We start from the raw sequence: 16,146 nt of genomic DNA, 5'->3' as shown, positions 1-16,146 counted from the left end.
CTTAACCTGGCAGGCAGACGCCAGTGCCGCCCAGCCCACAGTAGCCGCCGGGGTTCTTGTCGAGGTATTGCTGGTGGTAGGCCTCGGCGTAATAGAAGGTGGGGGCCAGCATGATCTCGGTAGTAATGCTGCCTTTGCCGGCATCCTCCAGCGCGTTGGAGAACAGGGCCTTGCTGACTTCCGCCTTGGCGCGCTGCGCCATGTCCGTCAGGTAGAGCCCTGAGCGGTATTGGGTGCCGGTGTCGTTCCCCTGGCGCATGCCCTGCGTGGGGTCGTGGGATTCCCAGAATACCTTCAACAGCTGTTCCAGACTGACCTGATCCGGGTCAAACACCACCAGCACCACCTCGTTATGACCGGTGCGGCCGGAGCAGACTTCTTCGTAAGTCGGGTTGGCGGTGAGTCCGCCGGTATAGCCGACAGCGGTAGTGTAAACGCCCGGTACCTGCCAGAAGAGGCGCTCGGCGCCCCAGAAGCAGCCCATGCCAACAATTACTTGCTGCAAGCCCTCGGGGAATGGCGGCTGGATCGGCGTGCCGAGCACGGTGTGGGTGGTGCTGGTCGCGATAGGTTGCTCGCGGCCGGGTAGCGCCTCTTCGGCGGTCGGCATGCGCAGCTTGTACTCAGGTGTGCGTTGAAAAAACATCAGCGGCTCCCGCAACAGAGAAACGGGGCAGGACAGACCTGCCGGATAACCATCTGACCGGCGGTGGACCGGTTTGTTACAGTTTCAGCGCGTCAGTTCGCCGCGCTGCTCCAGTAGGTCGCGCACCAGATAGAGTGCGGCCAGGGCGCGGCCCTCGGTAAAATTCTCGCGCTGGGTCAGTTCGCTGAGCTGGTAGAGGTCGATGCTGTCGACGCGGATGGGCTCGGGCTCATCGCCCGGCAGGCGCTTCACATAGAGGTTGCGCGCCAGCACCACGCTGATTTCCTGGCTCATGTAGCCGGGCGATAGCGACAGCTTGGTCAGCAGCTCCAACTGTTCGGCACCAAAGCCGGCCTCTTCCATCAGCTCACGGTTGGCGGCCTCAAGCACGTCTTCACCGGGTTCGACCAAGCCCTTGGGCAATGACAACTGATAGCTGTCCATGCCGCCGCAGTACTCTTCGATCAACAACGCGGTACGTGCATCCTGCAGGGCCACCACCATTACAGCGCCGTAGCCCTGGCCCTTGTTGACCAGCCGCTCGTAGGTGCGTTCTACACCATTGCTGAAGCGCAGTTGCACCTGCTCGACGGTGAACAGGCGGCTCTTGGCAACAATGCGAGCTTCGAGGGTTTCTGGCTTTTGCGGCATGCGGACTCCGTGGTGATTGGCCTGGTGCTTGGGTATCATAGCCGCACCTGAAGCCCAAGCCCAACTGCCGATCAACCCTATATGCTGAATTGGAACGAGATTGATACCGTGCTGCTGGATATGGACGGTACGCTGCTGGACCTGCACTTTGATAACCATTTCTGGCTGGAGCACATGCCCGCCAGTTACGCTCGCCACCACGGTCAGTCGCTGGAGTGGGCCAAGGCCGAAGTCTACCCGATGATGCGCAACATCCAGGGCCAGCTTGATTGGTATTGCCTGGATTACTGGACCCGCGAACTGGGCATGCCAATCATCGACCTGAAGCGCGAGATAGCCCACCTGATCAGCCTGCGGCCGGGCGCCGAGGCGTTTTTGCAGGCGCTGCAGCGCAGTGGTAAGCAGGTGGTGCTGATCACCAATGCGCACCGTGATTCGCTTTCGCTGAAAATGGAGCGCATCGAACTGCGAACCTACTTCCAGCGCCTGATCAGCTCACACGATTACGGCTATCCCAAGGAAACCCAGAGCTTCTGGCAAGCGCTGCAGGTTGATATGTCGTTTGATCCGGAACGTGCGCTGTTTATCGACGACAGCCTGGGCGTATTGCGCTCGGCGAGGGAGTACGGCATCGGCCACCTGCTGGCCGTACGCGAACCCGACAGCCGCGGCGCTGCGCGAGATACGGAAGAGTTCGACGCGGTTGGAGACTACGCCGACTTGCTCGTTGGCCTTTAAGTCCGACAAGCAGCCGCCAGCCACACACCGCCAGCCACTCCGTCCCTGCTTGCTGCAACAGCCTAAAGCTTGCCGCTGGGCTCCGGCCGTTAGCCGGTGCCCTTGGTGCTGGTCTTGTTTGGCCGCCAGTTCTTTTCGATGTGCTGGATGATCAGACCGGCGACGTCCTTGCCGGTAGTGGATTCGATGCCTTCCAGGCCGGGGGAGGAGTTGACCTCCATCACCACCGGGCCGTGATTGGAGCGCAGGATGTCGACGCCAGCTACGTTGAGGCCCATGACCTTGGCTGCGCGCACGGCGGTCATGCGTTCTTCCGGGGTGATCTTGATCAGGCTGGCACTGCCGCCACGGTGCAGGTTGGAGCGAAACTCCCCCGGCTTGGCCTGGCGCTTCATCGCCGCAATTACCTTGTCGCCGACCACCAGGCAACGAATGTCGGCACCGCCGGCTTCCTTGATGTATTCCTGCACCATGATGTTGGCTTTGAGCCCCATGAAGGCCTCAAGTACCGATTCAGCGGCCTTTTCCGTTTCGCACATGACCACACCGATGCCCTGGGTGCCTTCGAGCAGCTTGATCACCAGCGGGGCGCCGCCCACCATGTTGATCAGATCGGGAATATCGTCCGGTGAGTGGGCAAAACCGGTCACCGGCAGGCCGACGCCCTTGCGCGCGAGCAATTGCAGGGAGCGCAGTTTGTCACGCGAGCGGCTGATCGCTACCGATTCGTTGAGGGGGTAGACGCCCATCATTTCAAATTGGCGCAGCACTGCGGAACCATAAAAGGTAATGGAGGCGCCGATGCGCGGAATGATGGCGTCAAAGCCTTCGAGCTCCTGCCCCTTGTAGTGAATCGACGGCTTGTGGCTGGCGATGTTCATATAGGCACGCAGGGTGTCGATCACGCGAATTTCATGGCCGCGTTCGGTCGCCGCCTGCACCAGGCGGCGGGTAGAGTACAGATTGGGGTTGCGTGACAGGACCGCGATTTTCATGGTGTTTCCTTTAAAGCCTTGGTGCGGTGTTGGGGTGCCTGGGAATCAGGCAAATTCTTGGGTTTGCGGCTTGTCCTGCACGAAGCGTAACCCGGGGTTGATGACCAGGTTGCCGTCGAGCATGGCGGTACAGCCCATCAGCATGCGGTAACGCATGGCCTTGCGGCAGGTCAGGGTGAACTCCACTGGCCAGCATTTGTCGCCCAGCACCATTTGCGTGCGAATGGTGTGGCGCTCCTGCAGGTGGCCGTTGGAGCTTTTGACTCTTTTGAGTTCTATCAGTTGCGCTTCGCACTGACGGGTACGCTGCTTGCTGCGGCTACCGACGTGGGCGTCAAAGCGCACCCAGGTCTCACCGTCGCGTTCAAATGTTTCAATATTGCTGGCGTGCAGCGAAGACGTCTTGGCGCCACTGTCGATTTTGGCGAGAATTTGATCGATGCCAAGCGCCGGCAACCCGACCCACTCGCGCAGGCCAATGACGGTCAAGTGGTCAAAGGTTTTCATGGTGAATTCTCCAGCCCGCAGCCAATGGCGCGCATCATGCGGTAACGCACGGGTTTCGACAAGCCTGTTAAACTGCAGGCCGAAAGGGGAGTACAGACCTTATGCAGCAAGATGGCAAGTTGCGCCTGGATAAATGGCTGTGGGCCGCACGATTCTTCAAAACCCGCTCATTGGCCAAGGCCGCAATCGAGGGTGGCAAAGTGCAGTGTCAGGGCGAGCGCTGCAAGCCCAGCAAGGAAATCCGCGTGGGCGATCAGTTGCAGATACGCCAGGGTTTTGATGTGCGCGAGGTGGCGGTGCTGGTGTTGAGCGAGCAGCGCCGCGGCGCCCCCGAGGCGCAGACGCTGTATGCCGAAAGCGCGGACAGTCGCAATCGCCGCGAGGCCGCAGCACTGCAGCGTAAGGCGCTGGGCGCAGGCGGTCTGATCAGCGAACACCGGCCGACCAAAAAGCAGCGGCGGCAGATCCATCGTTTTCGCGATGAACGTAATGCACCTGCCGACGACTGATTGGTTATAATTCCGCCTTTTGCGAGGAGTCCAGCATGGCGTCGCAGGATATTACCCAACGTTTTCTGTTCGAGAACGCCGATGTACGCGGCGAAATGGTCTCGGCAGATCAGAGCTATCGCGAGATTCTTGCCAAACACGCCTATCCCGAACCAGTCAAGGCACTGCTGGGCGAGATGCTGGCGGCAGCGGTATTGCTGTCTACCACAATCAAGTTTGACGGCCTGCTGGTGTTGCAAGCCAAGTCTGAAGGCCCTGTTTCCACGCTCATGGTCGAATGCTCCAGTGATCAGGCGGTGCGCGGTATTGCCCGTTACGCCGACGATCTGCAAGGTTGCGGCCTCAACGAGCTGATGCCCGGCGGCGTGCTGGCCATCACCATCGACCCTGATAACGGGCAACGCTACCAGGGCATAGTGTCACTGGAAGGGGGCTCACTGGCGGCCGCGCTGGATGGCTATTTTGCCAACTCCGAACAATTGCCCACCCGCTTCCGCTTGCAGGCCGACGGCCGCATGGCGCGGGGTTTTCTGCTGCAGGCGCTGCCGGTCGACCGCCAACCCGACCGCGAGGAGCGCGCCGCCACCTGGGAGCACCTGAATGTGCTGGCCGACACCCTGAGCGCAGAGGAACTGATCGGACTGGATAACGAAACCCTGCTGCATCGGCTGTTTCATCAGGATCCGCTGCGGCTCTTTGACGCACGCCCGGTGCGCTTTGAGTGCAGCTGTTCTGCCGAGCGCTCCGGCAATGCACTGGTGAGTCTCGGCAAGCCGGATGTGCTCGAATTGCTGCGCGAACAGGGCGGTGAGATAGAGGTGGACTGCCAGTTCTGCAACGCGCGTTATCGCTATGATGAGCCGGCGGTTGAGGCCCTGTTCAATGCCGCTGATGAGCATGCCCGCCAATTGCACTGACCGCCGGGCAGACGACGTTTAGCGTGTTGTGATTTTTTTTGGCATAATGGCGCGCCTGCGCGCTGTGTCGGCGCTGTATCAATGGATGATAACTAAACCTTACACCCCCCACGTGCTGAGGCCGGATTGTCGGTCTTTATGGAATATTCGGTCTAAGTCGAAGAGGACTATGTTTGATGACGCAAGCTACCAACACTGTGTACACCGATCTGAGCATTGCTCAGCTGATTGAGCTGGCTATTCAGCGCAAGGAAGGCCAGCTGGCTGATAACGGCGCACTGGTAGTCAAGACTGGCGAACGCACCGGCCGCTCTCCGATGGACCGTTTCATCGTCGAAGAGCCCTCCACTCAGGATGCTGTTGCCTGGGGCCCGATCAACCGCAAGTTCCCGGCCGACAAGTTCGACGCCCTGTGGGACCGTGTTGCAGCCTACCTCGGCGCCAGTGAAAGTTTTGTGTCACACGTGCACGTGGGTGCAGACCCCGAGCATTACCTACCCGTCGTCATGGAAACCGAGACGGCCTGGCACAACGTGTTTGGCCGCACGCTGTTCATCAATCCCGAGCAGTACAACCCGGCCGGGAAAGACCATTGGCAGATTCTCAACGCGCCGCACTTTACTTGCGAGCCCGAGCGCGACGGTACCAACAGCGACGGCTGCGTGATCCTCAACTTTGCCCAGCGCAAGGTTCTGATCGCCGGTATGCAGTACGCCGGTGAAATGAAGAAAGCGATGTTCTCGGTACAGAACTTCCTGCTGCCGGCCAAGGATGTACTGCCGATGCATTGTGCCGCCAACGTCGGCGACGAAGGTGACACCACCCTGTTCTTTGGTTTGTCTGGTACCGGCAAGACCACATTGTCTGCCGACGAGTCGCGCAACCTAATTGGTGATGACGAGCACGGCTGGGCCGAAGGCAGCGTGTTCAACATTGAGGGCGGTTGCTACGCCAAGTGCATTGACCTGTCGCAGAAAAACGAGCCGGTCATCTGGAACGCCATCAAGTTCGGTTCCATTGTCGAGAACGTGGTGATCGATCCCGCTACCCGTACCGCCGACTACGCCGACGTCAGCCTGACCCAGAATACCCGCGCAGCCTACCCGCTGGAGCACGTCGAGAAGCGCGTTGTAGCCAACCGTGCCGGTGAGCCCAACGCGATCATCTTCCTGACCTGCGACCTGACCGGCGTGTTGCCACCGGTGTCGATCCTGAATAACGAGCAGGCGGCTTATCATTTCCTGTCTGGTTACACCGCGTTGGTGGGCTCGACTGAAATGGGCTCTGGCGGCGGTATCAAGTCGACCTTCTCAACCTGCTTCGGCGCACCCTTCTTCCCGCGCCCGGCGGGTGAGTACGCCGAACTGCTGATCAAGCGCATCAACGCCTTCGGCAGCAAGGTTTATCTGGTCAATACCGGCTGGACTGGCGGCTCTTACGGTGAAGGTACGCGCTTCAGCATTCCGACTACCCGCGGCATCATTTCCGCGATTCAGTCCGGCGCGTTGATCGGTACCGAGACCGAGCACCTGCCTGGCATCAATCTCGACGTGCCCAAGGCGGTACCGGGCGTTGAGACCAAGCTGCTGAACCCACGCAACACCTGGGCTGATCCGGCGGCCTATGACAAGGCTGCGGCCGATCTGGCGAAGCTGTTTGTCGAGAACTTCAAGAAGTTCGAGGTGGCTGACAGCATAGTGGCAGCAGGTCCTCAGCTCGGCTGAGCGGCATTCTGCAGTGCTTGACAAAACCCGCCATCCGGCGGGTTTTGTGTTTCTGGGCTGCTGTGCAGGGATGGGCATAGCGTATTGAAATAAAAGGCTTAAAAAAGGTTGACAGCTTTGCGCTGGTCGGTAAAATGGCGCGCCTCAGCAGGGGTTATGTGTTACCAACCACGGCCCAGGTTGAGAGTTTGAAGGTAATTCCGCGATAGCTCAGTTGGTAGAGCAAATGACTGTTAATCATTGGGTCCCAGGTTCGAGTCCTGGTCGCGGAGCCACTTCAAGCAGGATCGGGGTATAGCGCAGCCTGGTAGCGCGCCTGCTTTGGGAGCAGGATGTCGAGAGTTCGAATCCCTCTACCCCGACCACTTTTTTGAGCATGATGGGTCGTTAGCTCAGTTGGTAGAGCAGTTGGCTTTTAACCAATTGGTCGTAGGTTCGAATCCTACACGACCCACCACTCAAACCTCTCTGCAGTCCTCTCGCGACACATTCTTGCAACAGTCCAAACTTATTTGATTTCAAGCCGCTTCAGCATCCTTTGCTGCGTCGCTTTCGCGCGTCTGCGTTTTGTCTGGATCGCGGCAGGTTTGGTTTTCGGTCAACTCGTCAGGCATGCCAGGGAAGGGCGCGCGGCCGCGCGCCCTGAGCGCCTCAGTGCAGTTTCAGGCGGGGTTCTGTTGAGCGGCCGAACTGGTCGCTCAACATCAACATCATGGTCCTTGGCAGGCCGTACAGCGCCATCTGGTGGAGCCGATACAGCGACACGTAGAACATCCGTGCCAGACGGCCCTCAAGCATGACGTTGCCGGTCAGGTTGCCCATCAGGTTACCCACGGCGCTGAAGCTCGACAGCGAGATCAGCGAGCCGTAATCCCGATAGCGGTACTCTTCCTGCGGTTTGCCCTCGAGAATCTTGCGCAGGTTCTTGGCCAGCAGGCTGGCTTGCTGGTGGGCTGCCTGCGCGCGTGGGGGGACGAAGCGGCCCTCGTCGCCCATCGGGCAGGCAGCGCAGTCGCCGAAGGCGAAGATGCGATCCTCACCCTTCACCTGTAGCGTACGTTCAACTTCCAGTTGATTGATGCGGTTGGTCGGCAAGCCCAGCCCGGTAAGAAATACCGGCGCGCGAATGCCCGCCGCCCACACCTTGAGCGTGGCGGGAACCTCTTCGCCGTTGGCCAGGATCAGGCGATCAGCCGCCACTTCCTTCACCGCTGAGCCGGTGTGCAGCTTGACCCCCAGGCCGTTCAGCACCTGGGTAACCGGGCCGCTGATACGCTCGGGCAATGCCGGCAGGAGTCGTTCGCTGGCTTCGATGATGTTGATGTTGAGGTCTTCCGGTTTGATGCGATCAAAGCCATAGGCCTGCAGCATTTGCGCGGCGTGGTGCAGCTCTGCCGACAACTCGACGCCAGTCGCGCCGGCGCCGATGATAGCCACGTTGATCTGCTGCCCGGGGGCCTGCAGGTCAGTCGCCTGGGTCTTCATGTACTGATTGAGCAGGGCGCGGTGGAAGCGCTCGGCCTGGGCGCGGGTATCCAAGAACAGGCAGTGCTCCGCGGCGCCCGGGGTGTTGAAGTCGTTGGTCGTGCTGCCGACCGAAATGACCAGATAGTCGTAGTCCAGGGTGCGGCTAGCGACCAGTTCATTGCCCTTTTCATCGAGTAGCGGCGCCAGGGTAATGTTGCGCTGCTCGCGGTCCAGGCCGATCATGGCGCCCAGCTGGAAGTTGAAGTGGTTCCACTTGGCCTGGGCAACGTAGTTGAGTTCGTCGTCGGTGGAATTCAACGAGCCGGCAGCAACTTCGTGCAGCAGCGGTTTCCAGATATGGGTCATGTTGATATCGACCAGGGTGACCTTGGCCTTGCCTTTTTTGCCCAGTTTGCGACCCAGGCTGGTAGCAAGTTCAAGACCGCCAGCACCGCCGCCGACGATCAGGATGCGGGCGGGCTGACTAACGGATGTTGCGTCTGACATAGGTTTTACTCACGCAAGTATAAGAGCCGGGCGTCAGTCAGGCTGTAAGGCAGGGCAGGGGTCATCGGTGGCAGTGGGGACGAGAGGTTGTCCGCTAGGCGACCACCAGCTGGCCAAGCATGCGCGAGAGCAGGCCGAGTACCAGCACCGAGCCGGCGACCAGGGCAAGCAGAATCCACACCTTGAACGGGCGGCGCGGTACTTGATGAATCGGTGACTCCAGATAGCTGTCTACCCGTTGCTGGTCCTGCGGATTCAGGCGGCTGGACATGACATGACCTTTTTATGGACGGCGCAGTACTGTGCTGCGCGGAGGCTTGACTGACTATGGGGTCATTCTAGTACGCCGCCGCACTTATTGCATCCGCGCTGGGCACGGCTGAGTTTCCATCGCGCGGCTGCTATCATGCTGGGCCAGATGATTCGGAGGTGCTGCATGCTCTCTGCCGCCTTGTTGACGCCCGGCCAGCTATTGCTGGGTACGCTGCTGTATGTATTCGTGCTCCTGGGCGCATTGACGCAGGTGCGCTGGGTGGAGCTGATTGCCGATACACGGCGTCATCACCTGTTCTTCGGTAGTGTTTTCGCCTTGTTTGCGTTGTGGCTGGTGCGCCGCGAATTTGATAACGGCCTGACCGTGCACTTTATCGGCATGACCGCGGTGATGCTGTTGCTTGACTGGCCGTTGGCGATTGTGGCCGGCACCTTGGCGCAGATCGGTTTATGCCTGCTGGGGCTGGATGATCTGGCGGCGCTGGGGGTAAACGGGCTATTGCGGGTGCTGGTGCCCGTGGCCGTCACGCTGCTGCTCAGTCGAACGCTGGAGTCCTTTCAGCCACGTAATCTGTTCCTTTATATTTTCATCAGTGGCTTTTTTGCCGCCGGTTTGGCCGCGGTGGCGACCGTGCTGGTGGGCATGGGCTTGCTCAGTTGGTCGGGTGCGCTACAGGCGCCGAGCAGCCTGGTTGAGCTAATGGGTTACCTGTTGCTGGTGATGTTCCCCGAAGGTTTCATCAATGGCACCGCAGTGGCGGCGTTGATCGTGTTTTGTCCGGATTGGGTCGATACCTTCAACACCGACCGTTACCTGCAGGAACCGTTCGATTCCAACGACAAATCCTGAGCCAGATCAACGTCAACAGTGCTCAGGATGTGGTGCAATACAGTCTTTACCAGGAGATCAGGCATGTCGGCATACAAGATGGCAAAAGCGGTAATGGCACAGGGTATCGAGCAGGCCGGCGCCGAGGGTTATGACGAGCAGGCGTTTGCCCGAGCGATGATGACCGAGGTGATTGCGGTATACCGCCGCGCGCGCAGCATGGATGATATTGCCAGCGAGTTGAAATTTCTCGCTGACAACCTCGATGAGGATGAAGAGTACGCCTTCATGCGCCCCTAAGGCGGGACGCAGGCAGGGGGAGGTTAGAGCCCCTGAATCTCGATGGTGCCGTCGGCGCTGACGGTGACGTCAGACTGGCCACCCTCAACAGCGGGGGCGCTCATTTCCATGTCGGCGGCCATGGCCATTTTTTGCTGGCCACGGTAGCGCATGGGTTGCATGAACTGGGTATTCAGGTTCAGGTTGACGATCTTGTAGCCGGCGCCGCCCAGGCTGCGGGTAGCGATGTTGGCGCGTGACTTGAATGCCTCAATGGCGTCGGCAATCAGCGTATCTTCGGTGTCGCTGCGGCTCGCCGGTGACAGACTGAATTGCATGTCGGCCAGACTCAGGTCGCCGAGCAGCTCGCCAGTCAGGCTCGAGATGGCGGCAAAGTCGCTGCCTTCCAGCACGATTTCCCCGCGTTCACGCCAGGCAATGATGTTTTCGCGCTTCTCGTCGTACACCGGCTGGCTGCTGCGGTTACCGCTGCTGACCTTGACCTTCTCCTGTTTGCGCGCGGTGCTCAGGGCGTCATTGAGGGTCCGGGTGATCTGTTCGGCCAGCTTCGCCGGGTCTTCGTTCTGCGCTTCGGTGAAGAGTGTCACGCTCATGTTGTCGTGATTGACCGAGGTCTCCACCTGCGCATGCAGGGATACCTGGTTGTAACGCAGTGGTTCGGCCTGCGCGGTGGCGGCCAGCAGACTCATGCCCAGAAACAGGCCGGACAAGGGAAGATGAAGTGCACGCATTATTGGGTCTCCTTGATGTTGCTGAATCAGACAGATGGGCGTTGCAACGGTTCCCCGCTCCCCTGAATCGCCGCTTTGTGCGACCCTGTGTCGCGCGAAGCAGCCGCAGTGCGCGCCTATACTGGAGTCTGGCATACCCATGCGATCAATCATGAGCCCCAATACCCTGGCCCTTTCGCCATCCCGACAAAACCTCTGGCGGTTGATTCTTATCCGCCTGCTGGTGCTGCTGGCACAAAGCGTTTCGGTCTTGGCGGCCTATCTCAGTGGCTGGTTTCCGCTGCCCTGGACGCCGCTGCTGCTGGCATTGGGTGGTTCGGCGCTGGTCAGCATTCTGACCCTGCTGCGGCTACGCCGCGACTGGCCGGTAACCAGCCTGGAGTATGGCCTGCAACTGTTGTTCGATATGTTTATCCACAGTGTACTGTTGTATTACTCGGGCGGCCCGACCAACCCCTTCGTGTCCTATTACCTGGTGCCCTTAACCATCGCGGCAGCCACGCTGCCCTGGTTCTTTACTGCCGTGCTGGCGGTGGTGGCAGTGACCTCCTACAGTGCGCTGCTGGTCTGGTATGTGCCGCTGACGGCCTTTGACGTGCCGCTGGGTGGCGGTCTGGTCAGCCTGCACGTGATTGGCATGTGGCTGAACTTTGCCATGAGCGCCGGCCTGATCAGCCTGTTCGTGGTGCGCATGGCCGATGCCCTGCGCCAGCACGCAGAACACTTGGCTGAACGCCGCGAGCAGAGCATTCGCGACGCCCAGTTGCTGGGAATCGCCAGCGTGGCGGCCGGTGCTGCCCACGAGCTGTCGACACCGCTGTCGACCATGAGCGTGCTGCTCAAGGACATCCGCAAGGACTATTCCGAGCCCGAGTTGCAGGAGGATCTGGCGGTGCTGCAGGAGCAGGTCCGGTTGTGCAAGGAAAGTCTGCAGCATATGGTGCGCAGCGCTGAAGACAACCGCCGTCAGCCGGAGCGGGTCGAGCCGGCGGACGACTGGCTGCGGGCGCTGCTGGCACGTTGGCAATTGATGCGGCCGGAGGTGTCCTGGCAGTGGGCGGCCCTGCCGCAGGGCGCGGCTCCCAGCCTGCGGGCCAGCCCGGAGCTGGGCCAGGCCATGCTCAACCTGTTGAACAACGCCGCCGATGCCTGCCCCGAGCAGCTGCGCATCAGCCTGACCTGGGATCAGCGCTGTATTACCCTGCACATCCGCGACCGCGGGCCAGGCGTGCCGCTGCACATTGCCGAACAGTTGGGCACAGCCTTTCTGACCACCAAGGGCAAGAAGGGCTTCGGCCTGGGGCTGTTTCTCAGTCAGGCAGCGGTCGAGCGCATTGGCGGCACGGTAAGGCTGTTCAATCAGAGTGAGGGTGGTACCTTGACCGAAGTAACATTGCCGATTGCACAGGAGATCAGGCATGAGCGATGAATTGAGCCCGGAAGAGCAGCCCCTGCTGTTGCTGGTAGATGACGATCCGACCTTTACCCGGGTGCTGGCGCGCGCATTGAGCCGCCGAGGTTTGCGTGTAGACACCGCCGGTGGCGCCGAGGAGGCGATGCAGATCGCCCGTGAGCGCCAGCCAGACTACGCCGTACTCGATTTGAAGATGGAGGGGGATTCGGGGCTGGTGCTGATGCCCCGCCTGCTGGAGCTGTACCCTGAACTGAAGATCGTTATTCTGACTGGCTATTCCAGCATTGCTACTGCGGTGGAGGCGATCAAACGCGGTGCCTGCAACTACCTGTGCAAACCGGCGGACGCCGATGACGTACTGACCGCGTTGCTATCCGAGCAGGCTGACCCCGACACCCTGGTGCCGGAGCACCCGATGTCGGTCGACCGGCTGCAGTGGGAGCATATTCAGCGCGTGCTGGCGGAACACGACGGCAATATCTCGGCTACCGCCCGCGCCCTCGGCATGCACCGCCGCACCTTGCAACGCAAACTGCAGAAGCGACCGGTGCGTCGGTGAACGGCACCGCCATGCAGGCAAAGGAAAAGCCCGAACCGTAACCGGAACGGGCTTTTTGCTTTTTGCTTTTCGCGGTTCGCGTTAAGCGTTCTGGCGAATGCCGACAATTACCCAGGGCTGGTTGTCTCCGTCGGCACGCTCCAGTGCCCAACTTTCATCAAACCACTGACCCTCGTGTTCCGGATGGTCACGATCCAGGCCACTGAAGCTCACCGTCACCAGGGTGCGGCCGTCCTTCTGGCTGATGCCGTCCAGGCGTGCGCTCAGCTGCTCGACAAAACCGTTGACGGCTGGCGGTTGCTCTTCGCGCTGTTGCATCAGTACCTGGAGCAACGATGGATCGAGATACTCGGCCATGGCCGCGCGATCACCGTCCCGCCAGTGGCGTTGCAGGGTATGGAAGTGCTCCTCGGCGCCGCGCAGAAACAACGGTGCGTCGAACCAGGCTGGTGCGTCCTGCAACAGATCGGCGCTGGCGGTAGCCGCGCCGGGTGCGGCGGTGCGACCGAAAATGGGCGCTTGCGGGCGTTCCATGGTCGCGCCACCCGCCGGTTGCAAATTGGCCTGCGGGCGGCGGGCGAACAGCTTGAACAGCACAAAGGCGATCAGGCCCAGCAGCAGAATGTCGAACAGTTGAATGCCCTCAAAACCATCGCCGAACAGCATGGCCGCCAGCAGTCCGCCGGCGGCGATGCCGGCGAGGGGGCCAAGCCAGCGGCTGGCGCCGGAGCTTGCTGCCGCGCCCGGTTGCTGTTGGCGTCCTGCGGCTTGATCACGGGGTGCTTGCTGGCGCTGCGCCGGCTGGCTCTGGTGGGCAGGGGCACTGCCAAAGCTCTTGCCACCGCCCATGCGACGGGCTTCGGCATCGGGAACGCTGACCACCACCATCAGCATCACAGTAAAAAAGGGCAACATCCAACGCATTGTGCAGTCTCCGGATTCAGTCAGGCGGCAAGTTTGCCAAAGCGTCACGGGCAATGGACATAATTAGTGTGTATGGTTATTTCAGACACCGTGTAAAAGCAGGAGGGCGTATATGTTTGCAGCCATGCGGTCAGAGCGGCTAGAAGCTCTGCATCTGTTCAGCGACCAGCAAACCGGTCTGGAAGCGGTTGTTGCCATTCACCATACCGGCCTGGGTCCGGCGTTGGGCGGCTGTCGCTACCTGGCCTACAACAGCGTGGAGGACGCCATTGCCGATGCCATTCGGTTGGCGCGCGGCATGAGCTACAAGGCCGCGCTGGCCGGTCTGGAGCAGGGTGGCGGCAAGGCGGTGATTCTGCGCCCGCCGCACGTCGCCAACCGCGCCGCGCTGTTTGAGGCCTTCGGCCGCTGCATTGAATCTCTGCGCGGTGGCTACATCACCGCCATGGACAGCGGCACCAGCAGCGCAGATATGGACTGCATCGCCCAGCAGACCGGCCACGTTACCAGTACCACGGAAGCCGGCGATCCCTCGCCGCACACCGCACTGGGTGTGCTGGCCGGCATTCGGGCCGCCGTGCGCGCGCGGCTTGGGCAGGACAGCCTTAATGGTGTGCGTATCACCGTGCAGGGGCTGGGCAATGTGGGTTATGCGTTGGCGCAGCTGCTGCACGCCGAAGGCGCCGAGCTGATGGTCAGCGACCTGGATCACGGCAAGGTGCGCCTGGCCGAAGAGGAACTGGGTGCGCAACCGCTGGCACTGGAGGCAGTGTACGAGGCGCCCTGCGATATTTTCTCTCCCTGCGGGCTGGGCGGTGCTATCAATCAGCGCAGTATCGGCCTGTTGCGCTGCGCGGCGGTGGCCGGGGCGGCAAACAACCAGCTGGTAGACATCGACATGGCCGACCAGTTGGATGCGCGCGGAATCCTCTATGCGCCGGATTACGTGATCAACGCCGGCGGCTTGCTGCATGTGGCCTTGACGCACCGCGGGGTAGCGCACGGCGAGATCGCCGCGCGGGTGAAACAGATTGGCGAACGGCTCGACAGCGTGTTCGCGCAGAGCAAGGCCGAAGGGCGCTCGCCCGCCGAAGTGGCGGACCGCCAGGCCGAGCGGATTCTCTACCCCGACTCGGCGTTCTGAAACCCGCTTATTCCAGCTTGAAGCGCTTGCGCATGCGCTTGTCGAGGAGCGACAGCGGCAGCCAGCGCTTCAGGCGGACCATGCTGCGCGCACTATGGCCAATCAACGCCTGCTCTGGGCGCACCGGGTTTTTCACGTAACCCAGCAGCTCCTTGGCAAAGTCTGCGGCACTGGTGGACTGGGCATTCTGCGAGGCCTTGGCGCGCGCCTGCACCGCTTTCTCCCAGGGTTTGAACCAGGATGTCTCGGACAGCGTGATGGCCGCGCTGGCGTTATTGCCGAAGTCTGAGGCGATGGCGCCGGGCAGCACCGTGAGCACGCCAACGCCAAAGGGATGCAGTTCCATGCGCAGGGCATCAGAGATGGCGTGCAGCGCGGCCTTTGAGGCGCAGTAAACGCCAGAGAAGGGGGTGGTGGTCACGCCGGATACACTGCCGATGTTGACGATCAAGCCCTTGCTGTCGCGCAGCAGGTCAGCGGTATCGCGCACCAGTTGCAAGGGCGCGAACACGTTGGTGTCGAACTGCTTGAGCAGGGTGTCGCGGTCGGCATCCATGATCGGGCCCATGGCGCCGTAACCGGCATTGTTGATCAACAGATCCAGGCGGCCTGCCTCGCTGCGCAGGCGTTGGGCACAGGCCAAGCGCTGCTCGGCGTTGTTCACATCAAGGGTCACGGCTATCGCGCCGCGCTCCACCAGCGGCGCCAGGGTCTGCGGATCGCGCGCGGTGGCCCAGACCTGGTAGCCGGCATCCAGACAGCAATGGGCCAGTGCCTGACCAATGCCGGTGGAACAGCCTGTAATCAACGCCACTTCTTGGTTCATTGTTATTGTCCTTATTGGTTAGCGGATGAAGTCTGCGTGTACCGCCTCGACGCGGTATTCCAGTTCTGCCTCGCGGTACCCGCGGCGCAGGCGCGGCACGCTATAGCAGAGCAGGCGCTCTTCGCCGGGTGCCAAGCGCGCAGCGGTGGAGAAATCCAGTGCCACGCCGGCATCCAGCAAGTTGGTGTCATAACCCGGTTGGCTGGCTTCCAGCTGCCAGCGAATCTGCTGTACGGGGTATTCGCTCTGGTTGCGAATACGCACGGCCAAGGGTTTGCCAAACTCGCATTGTTGCGGCTGATAGGCCAGCGTGAAGTCCAGTTGCTCGATACGCTTGATCTGCTGCCACTGCATGACGCCGACCCCGAGCCCAAGCAGCAGCCCCAGCCCGGCCAGCACGCCGCTGACGGGCAGCATCACGCGCGGGAAGCGCAACAGCAGAATCAGCCAGATGAAAAAAATGGCAACGCCAAGAAATGGCACGG

General features: G+C 61.0%; 19 protein-coding genes and 3 tRNA genes. 12 read left to right on the top strand and 10 right to left on the bottom strand.

Translation table 11 applies throughout. From position 1 onward, the window contains the following. Nucleotide 1: 1 nt before the first annotated feature. Nucleotides 2-646: a peptide-methionine (S)-S-oxide reductase MsrA gene (msrA, locus tag BLU26_RS08795; protein WP_092285802.1), complete on the bottom strand. Its 645-nt coding sequence runs from the start codon at nt 644-646 to the stop codon at nt 2-4. A gap of 84 nt (nt 647-730) precedes the next feature. Then, entirely contained in the window at nt 731-1,297 is a 567-nt protein-coding gene (nudE, locus tag BLU26_RS08790; protein WP_092285800.1) for an ADP compounds hydrolase NudE, read from the bottom strand. An 81-nt stretch (nt 1,298-1,378) separates the two neighbouring features. Here nudE and yrfG point away from each other — a divergent pair, with 81 nt between their 5' ends. Continuing rightward, nucleotides 1,379-2,035: a GMP/IMP nucleotidase gene (yrfG, locus tag BLU26_RS08785; RefSeq protein ID WP_092285798.1), complete on the top strand. Its 657-nt coding sequence runs from the start codon at nt 1,379-1,381 to the stop codon at nt 2,033-2,035. Nucleotides 2,036-2,124: 89 nt separating this feature from the next. On the opposite strand, the gene rimK is transcribed toward yrfG, so the two are convergent. Both rimK and rimB read right to left on the bottom strand, forming a co-directional pair. Then, a complete protein-coding gene (gene rimK, locus BLU26_RS08780; protein ID WP_092285796.1) occupies nt 2,125-3,030 on the bottom strand; it encodes a 30S ribosomal protein S6--L-glutamate ligase in 906 nt (301 codons plus the stop codon). Between the two features lie 45 nt (nt 3,031-3,075). Beyond that, nucleotides 3,076-3,537: a retropepsin-like aspartic endopeptidase RimB gene (rimB, locus tag BLU26_RS08775; protein WP_092285794.1), complete on the bottom strand. Its 462-nt coding sequence runs from the start codon at nt 3,535-3,537 to the stop codon at nt 3,076-3,078. Nucleotides 3,538-3,638: 101 nt separating this feature from the next. Between rimB and BLU26_RS08770 the strand changes: the two genes are divergently transcribed. The 6 genes from BLU26_RS08770 (at nt 3,639) to BLU26_RS08745 (ending at nt 7,144) form a co-directional block, all read left to right on the top strand. Next, nucleotides 3,639-4,046, top strand: a complete 408-nt coding sequence (locus BLU26_RS08770; RefSeq protein WP_092285792.1) for an RNA-binding S4 domain-containing protein — start codon at nt 3,639-3,641, stop codon at nt 4,044-4,046. 35 nt (nt 4,047-4,081) lie between these two features. Further along, nucleotides 4,082-4,963, top strand: coding sequence for an Hsp33 family molecular chaperone HslO (hslO, locus tag BLU26_RS08765; RefSeq protein ID WP_092285790.1), 882 nt, complete (start codon nt 4,082-4,084; stop codon nt 4,961-4,963). A gap of 176 nt (nt 4,964-5,139) precedes the next feature. Continuing rightward, a complete protein-coding gene (locus tag BLU26_RS08760; protein WP_092285788.1) occupies nt 5,140-6,687 on the top strand; it encodes a phosphoenolpyruvate carboxykinase in 1,548 nt (515 codons plus the stop codon). Nucleotides 6,688-6,886: 199 nt separating this feature from the next. Continuing rightward, nucleotides 6,887-6,962 (top strand) — tRNA-Asn (locus tag BLU26_RS08755). 13 nt (nt 6,963-6,975) lie between these two features. Beyond that, nucleotides 6,976-7,052, top strand: a tRNA-Pro gene (locus BLU26_RS08750). A gap of 16 nt (nt 7,053-7,068) precedes the next feature. Continuing rightward, nucleotides 7,069-7,144 (top strand) — tRNA-Lys (locus BLU26_RS08745). Between the two features lie 194 nt (nt 7,145-7,338). Here BLU26_RS08745 and BLU26_RS08740 read toward each other — a convergent pair. Both BLU26_RS08740 and BLU26_RS08735 read right to left on the bottom strand, forming a co-directional pair. Continuing rightward, a complete protein-coding gene (locus tag BLU26_RS08740) occupies nt 7,339-8,661 on the bottom strand; it encodes an NAD(P)/FAD-dependent oxidoreductase (protein ID WP_092285786.1) in 1,323 nt (440 codons plus the stop codon). A 94-nt stretch (nt 8,662-8,755) separates the two neighbouring features. Then, nucleotides 8,756-8,932: a DUF3094 family protein gene (locus BLU26_RS08735; RefSeq protein ID WP_092285784.1), complete on the bottom strand. Its 177-nt coding sequence runs from the start codon at nt 8,930-8,932 to the stop codon at nt 8,756-8,758. A 165-nt stretch (nt 8,933-9,097) separates the two neighbouring features. On the opposite strand from BLU26_RS08735, the gene BLU26_RS08730 reads away from it, so the two are divergent. After that, the gene (locus tag BLU26_RS08730) at nt 9,098-9,784 is read left to right on the top strand and encodes an energy-coupling factor ABC transporter permease (protein WP_092285782.1); all 687 of its coding nucleotides are present in this window, start codon (nt 9,098-9,100) and stop codon (nt 9,782-9,784) included. Nucleotides 9,785-9,847: 63 nt separating this feature from the next. Then, nucleotides 9,848-10,063 (top strand): hypothetical protein, encoded by a 216-nt coding sequence (locus tag BLU26_RS08725; RefSeq protein WP_092285779.1) that lies wholly within the window; start codon nt 9,848-9,850, stop codon nt 10,061-10,063. Nucleotides 10,064-10,086: 23 nt separating this feature from the next. Here the strand turns inward: BLU26_RS08725 and BLU26_RS08720 are convergent, their stop codons facing one another. After that, nucleotides 10,087-10,794, bottom strand: coding sequence for an SIMPL domain-containing protein (locus tag BLU26_RS08720; protein WP_092285777.1), 708 nt, complete (start codon nt 10,792-10,794; stop codon nt 10,087-10,089). Nucleotides 10,795-10,945: 151 nt separating this feature from the next. On the opposite strand from BLU26_RS08720, the gene BLU26_RS08715 reads away from it, so the two are divergent. Then, the gene (locus tag BLU26_RS08715) at nt 10,946-12,223 is read left to right on the top strand and encodes an ATP-binding protein (protein WP_231702028.1); all 1,278 of its coding nucleotides are present in this window, start codon (nt 10,946-10,948) and stop codon (nt 12,221-12,223) included. Beyond that, a complete protein-coding gene (locus BLU26_RS08710) occupies nt 12,213-12,767 on the top strand; it encodes a response regulator transcription factor (protein ID WP_092285773.1) in 555 nt (184 codons plus the stop codon). Before BLU26_RS08715 ends, BLU26_RS08710 begins: the two co-directional genes overlap by 11 nt. A gap of 81 nt (nt 12,768-12,848) precedes the next feature. Here the strand turns inward: BLU26_RS08710 and BLU26_RS08705 are convergent, their stop codons facing one another. Further along, nucleotides 12,849-13,691 carry a Tim44 domain-containing protein gene (locus tag BLU26_RS08705; RefSeq protein WP_092285771.1) on the bottom strand — a complete coding sequence of 281 codons (843 nt, stop codon included), beginning with the start codon at nt 13,689-13,691 and terminating at the stop codon, nt 12,849-12,851. A gap of 112 nt (nt 13,692-13,803) precedes the next feature. On the opposite strand from BLU26_RS08705, the gene BLU26_RS08700 reads away from it, so the two are divergent. Continuing rightward, nucleotides 13,804-14,835, top strand: a complete 1,032-nt coding sequence (locus tag BLU26_RS08700; protein ID WP_092285769.1) for a Glu/Leu/Phe/Val dehydrogenase family protein — start codon at nt 13,804-13,806, stop codon at nt 14,833-14,835. A 7-nt stretch (nt 14,836-14,842) separates the two neighbouring features. Here the strand turns inward: BLU26_RS08700 and BLU26_RS08695 are convergent, their stop codons facing one another. Beyond that, complete coding sequence (locus tag BLU26_RS08695; RefSeq protein ID WP_092285767.1) at nt 14,843-15,661, bottom strand: SDR family oxidoreductase; 819 nt, start codon at nt 15,659-15,661, stop codon at nt 14,843-14,845. An 18-nt stretch (nt 15,662-15,679) separates the two neighbouring features. Beyond that, nucleotides 15,680-16,144 (bottom strand): hypothetical protein, encoded by a 465-nt coding sequence (locus BLU26_RS08690; protein ID WP_092285765.1) that lies wholly within the window; start codon nt 16,142-16,144, stop codon nt 15,680-15,682. Nucleotides 16,145-16,146: the final 2 nt, after the last annotated feature.

Origin of the sequence: Halopseudomonas sabulinigri, assembly GCF_900105255.1 — a bacterium.
Taxonomy (GTDB): domain Bacteria; phylum Pseudomonadota; class Gammaproteobacteria; order Pseudomonadales; family Pseudomonadaceae; genus Halopseudomonas; species Halopseudomonas sabulinigri.
This window is presented reverse-complemented; position numbering and strand designations above follow the sequence as displayed.

Coding starts and splice junctions, on each gene's coding strand:
- BLU26_RS08730 (WP_092285782.1), top strand. CDS start 9,098: ATGCTCTCTGCCGCCTTGTTGACGCCCGGCCAGCTATTGCTGGGTACG.
- BLU26_RS08725 (WP_092285779.1), top strand. CDS start 9,848: ATGTCGGCATACAAGATGGCAAAAGCGGTAATGGCACAGGGTATCGAG.
- BLU26_RS08695 (WP_092285767.1), bottom strand. CDS start 15,661: ATGAACCAAGAAGTGGCGTTGATTACAGGCTGTTCCACCGGCATTGGT.
- BLU26_RS08720 (WP_092285777.1), bottom strand. CDS start 10,794: ATGCGTGCACTTCATCTTCCCTTGTCCGGCCTGTTTCTGGGCATGAGT.
- BLU26_RS08710 (WP_092285773.1), top strand. CDS start 12,213: ATGAGCGATGAATTGAGCCCGGAAGAGCAGCCCCTGCTGTTGCTGGTA.
- rimB (WP_092285794.1), bottom strand. CDS start 3,537: ATGAAAACCTTTGACCACTTGACCGTCATTGGCCTGCGCGAGTGGGTC.
- BLU26_RS08740 (WP_092285786.1), bottom strand. CDS start 8,661: ATGTCAGACGCAACATCCGTTAGTCAGCCCGCCCGCATCCTGATCGTC.
- BLU26_RS08715 (WP_231702028.1), top strand. CDS start 10,946: ATGAGCCCCAATACCCTGGCCCTTTCGCCATCCCGACAAAACCTCTGG.
- BLU26_RS08760 (WP_092285788.1), top strand. CDS start 5,140: ATGACGCAAGCTACCAACACTGTGTACACCGATCTGAGCATTGCTCAG.
- yrfG (WP_092285798.1), top strand. CDS start 1,379: ATGCTGAATTGGAACGAGATTGATACCGTGCTGCTGGATATGGACGGT.
- rimK (WP_092285796.1), bottom strand. CDS start 3,030: ATGAAAATCGCGGTCCTGTCACGCAACCCCAATCTGTACTCTACCCGC.
- BLU26_RS08700 (WP_092285769.1), top strand. CDS start 13,804: ATGTTTGCAGCCATGCGGTCAGAGCGGCTAGAAGCTCTGCATCTGTTC.
- msrA (WP_092285802.1), bottom strand. CDS start 646: ATGTTTTTTCAACGCACACCTGAGTACAAGCTGCGCATGCCGACCGCC.
- hslO (WP_092285790.1), top strand. CDS start 4,082: ATGGCGTCGCAGGATATTACCCAACGTTTTCTGTTCGAGAACGCCGAT.
- BLU26_RS08705 (WP_092285771.1), bottom strand. CDS start 13,691: ATGCGTTGGATGTTGCCCTTTTTTACTGTGATGCTGATGGTGGTGGTC.
- BLU26_RS08770 (WP_092285792.1), top strand. CDS start 3,639: ATGCAGCAAGATGGCAAGTTGCGCCTGGATAAATGGCTGTGGGCCGCA.
- BLU26_RS08735 (WP_092285784.1), bottom strand. CDS start 8,932: ATGTCCAGCCGCCTGAATCCGCAGGACCAGCAACGGGTAGACAGCTAT.
- nudE (WP_092285800.1), bottom strand. CDS start 1,297: ATGCCGCAAAAGCCAGAAACCCTCGAAGCTCGCATTGTTGCCAAGAGC.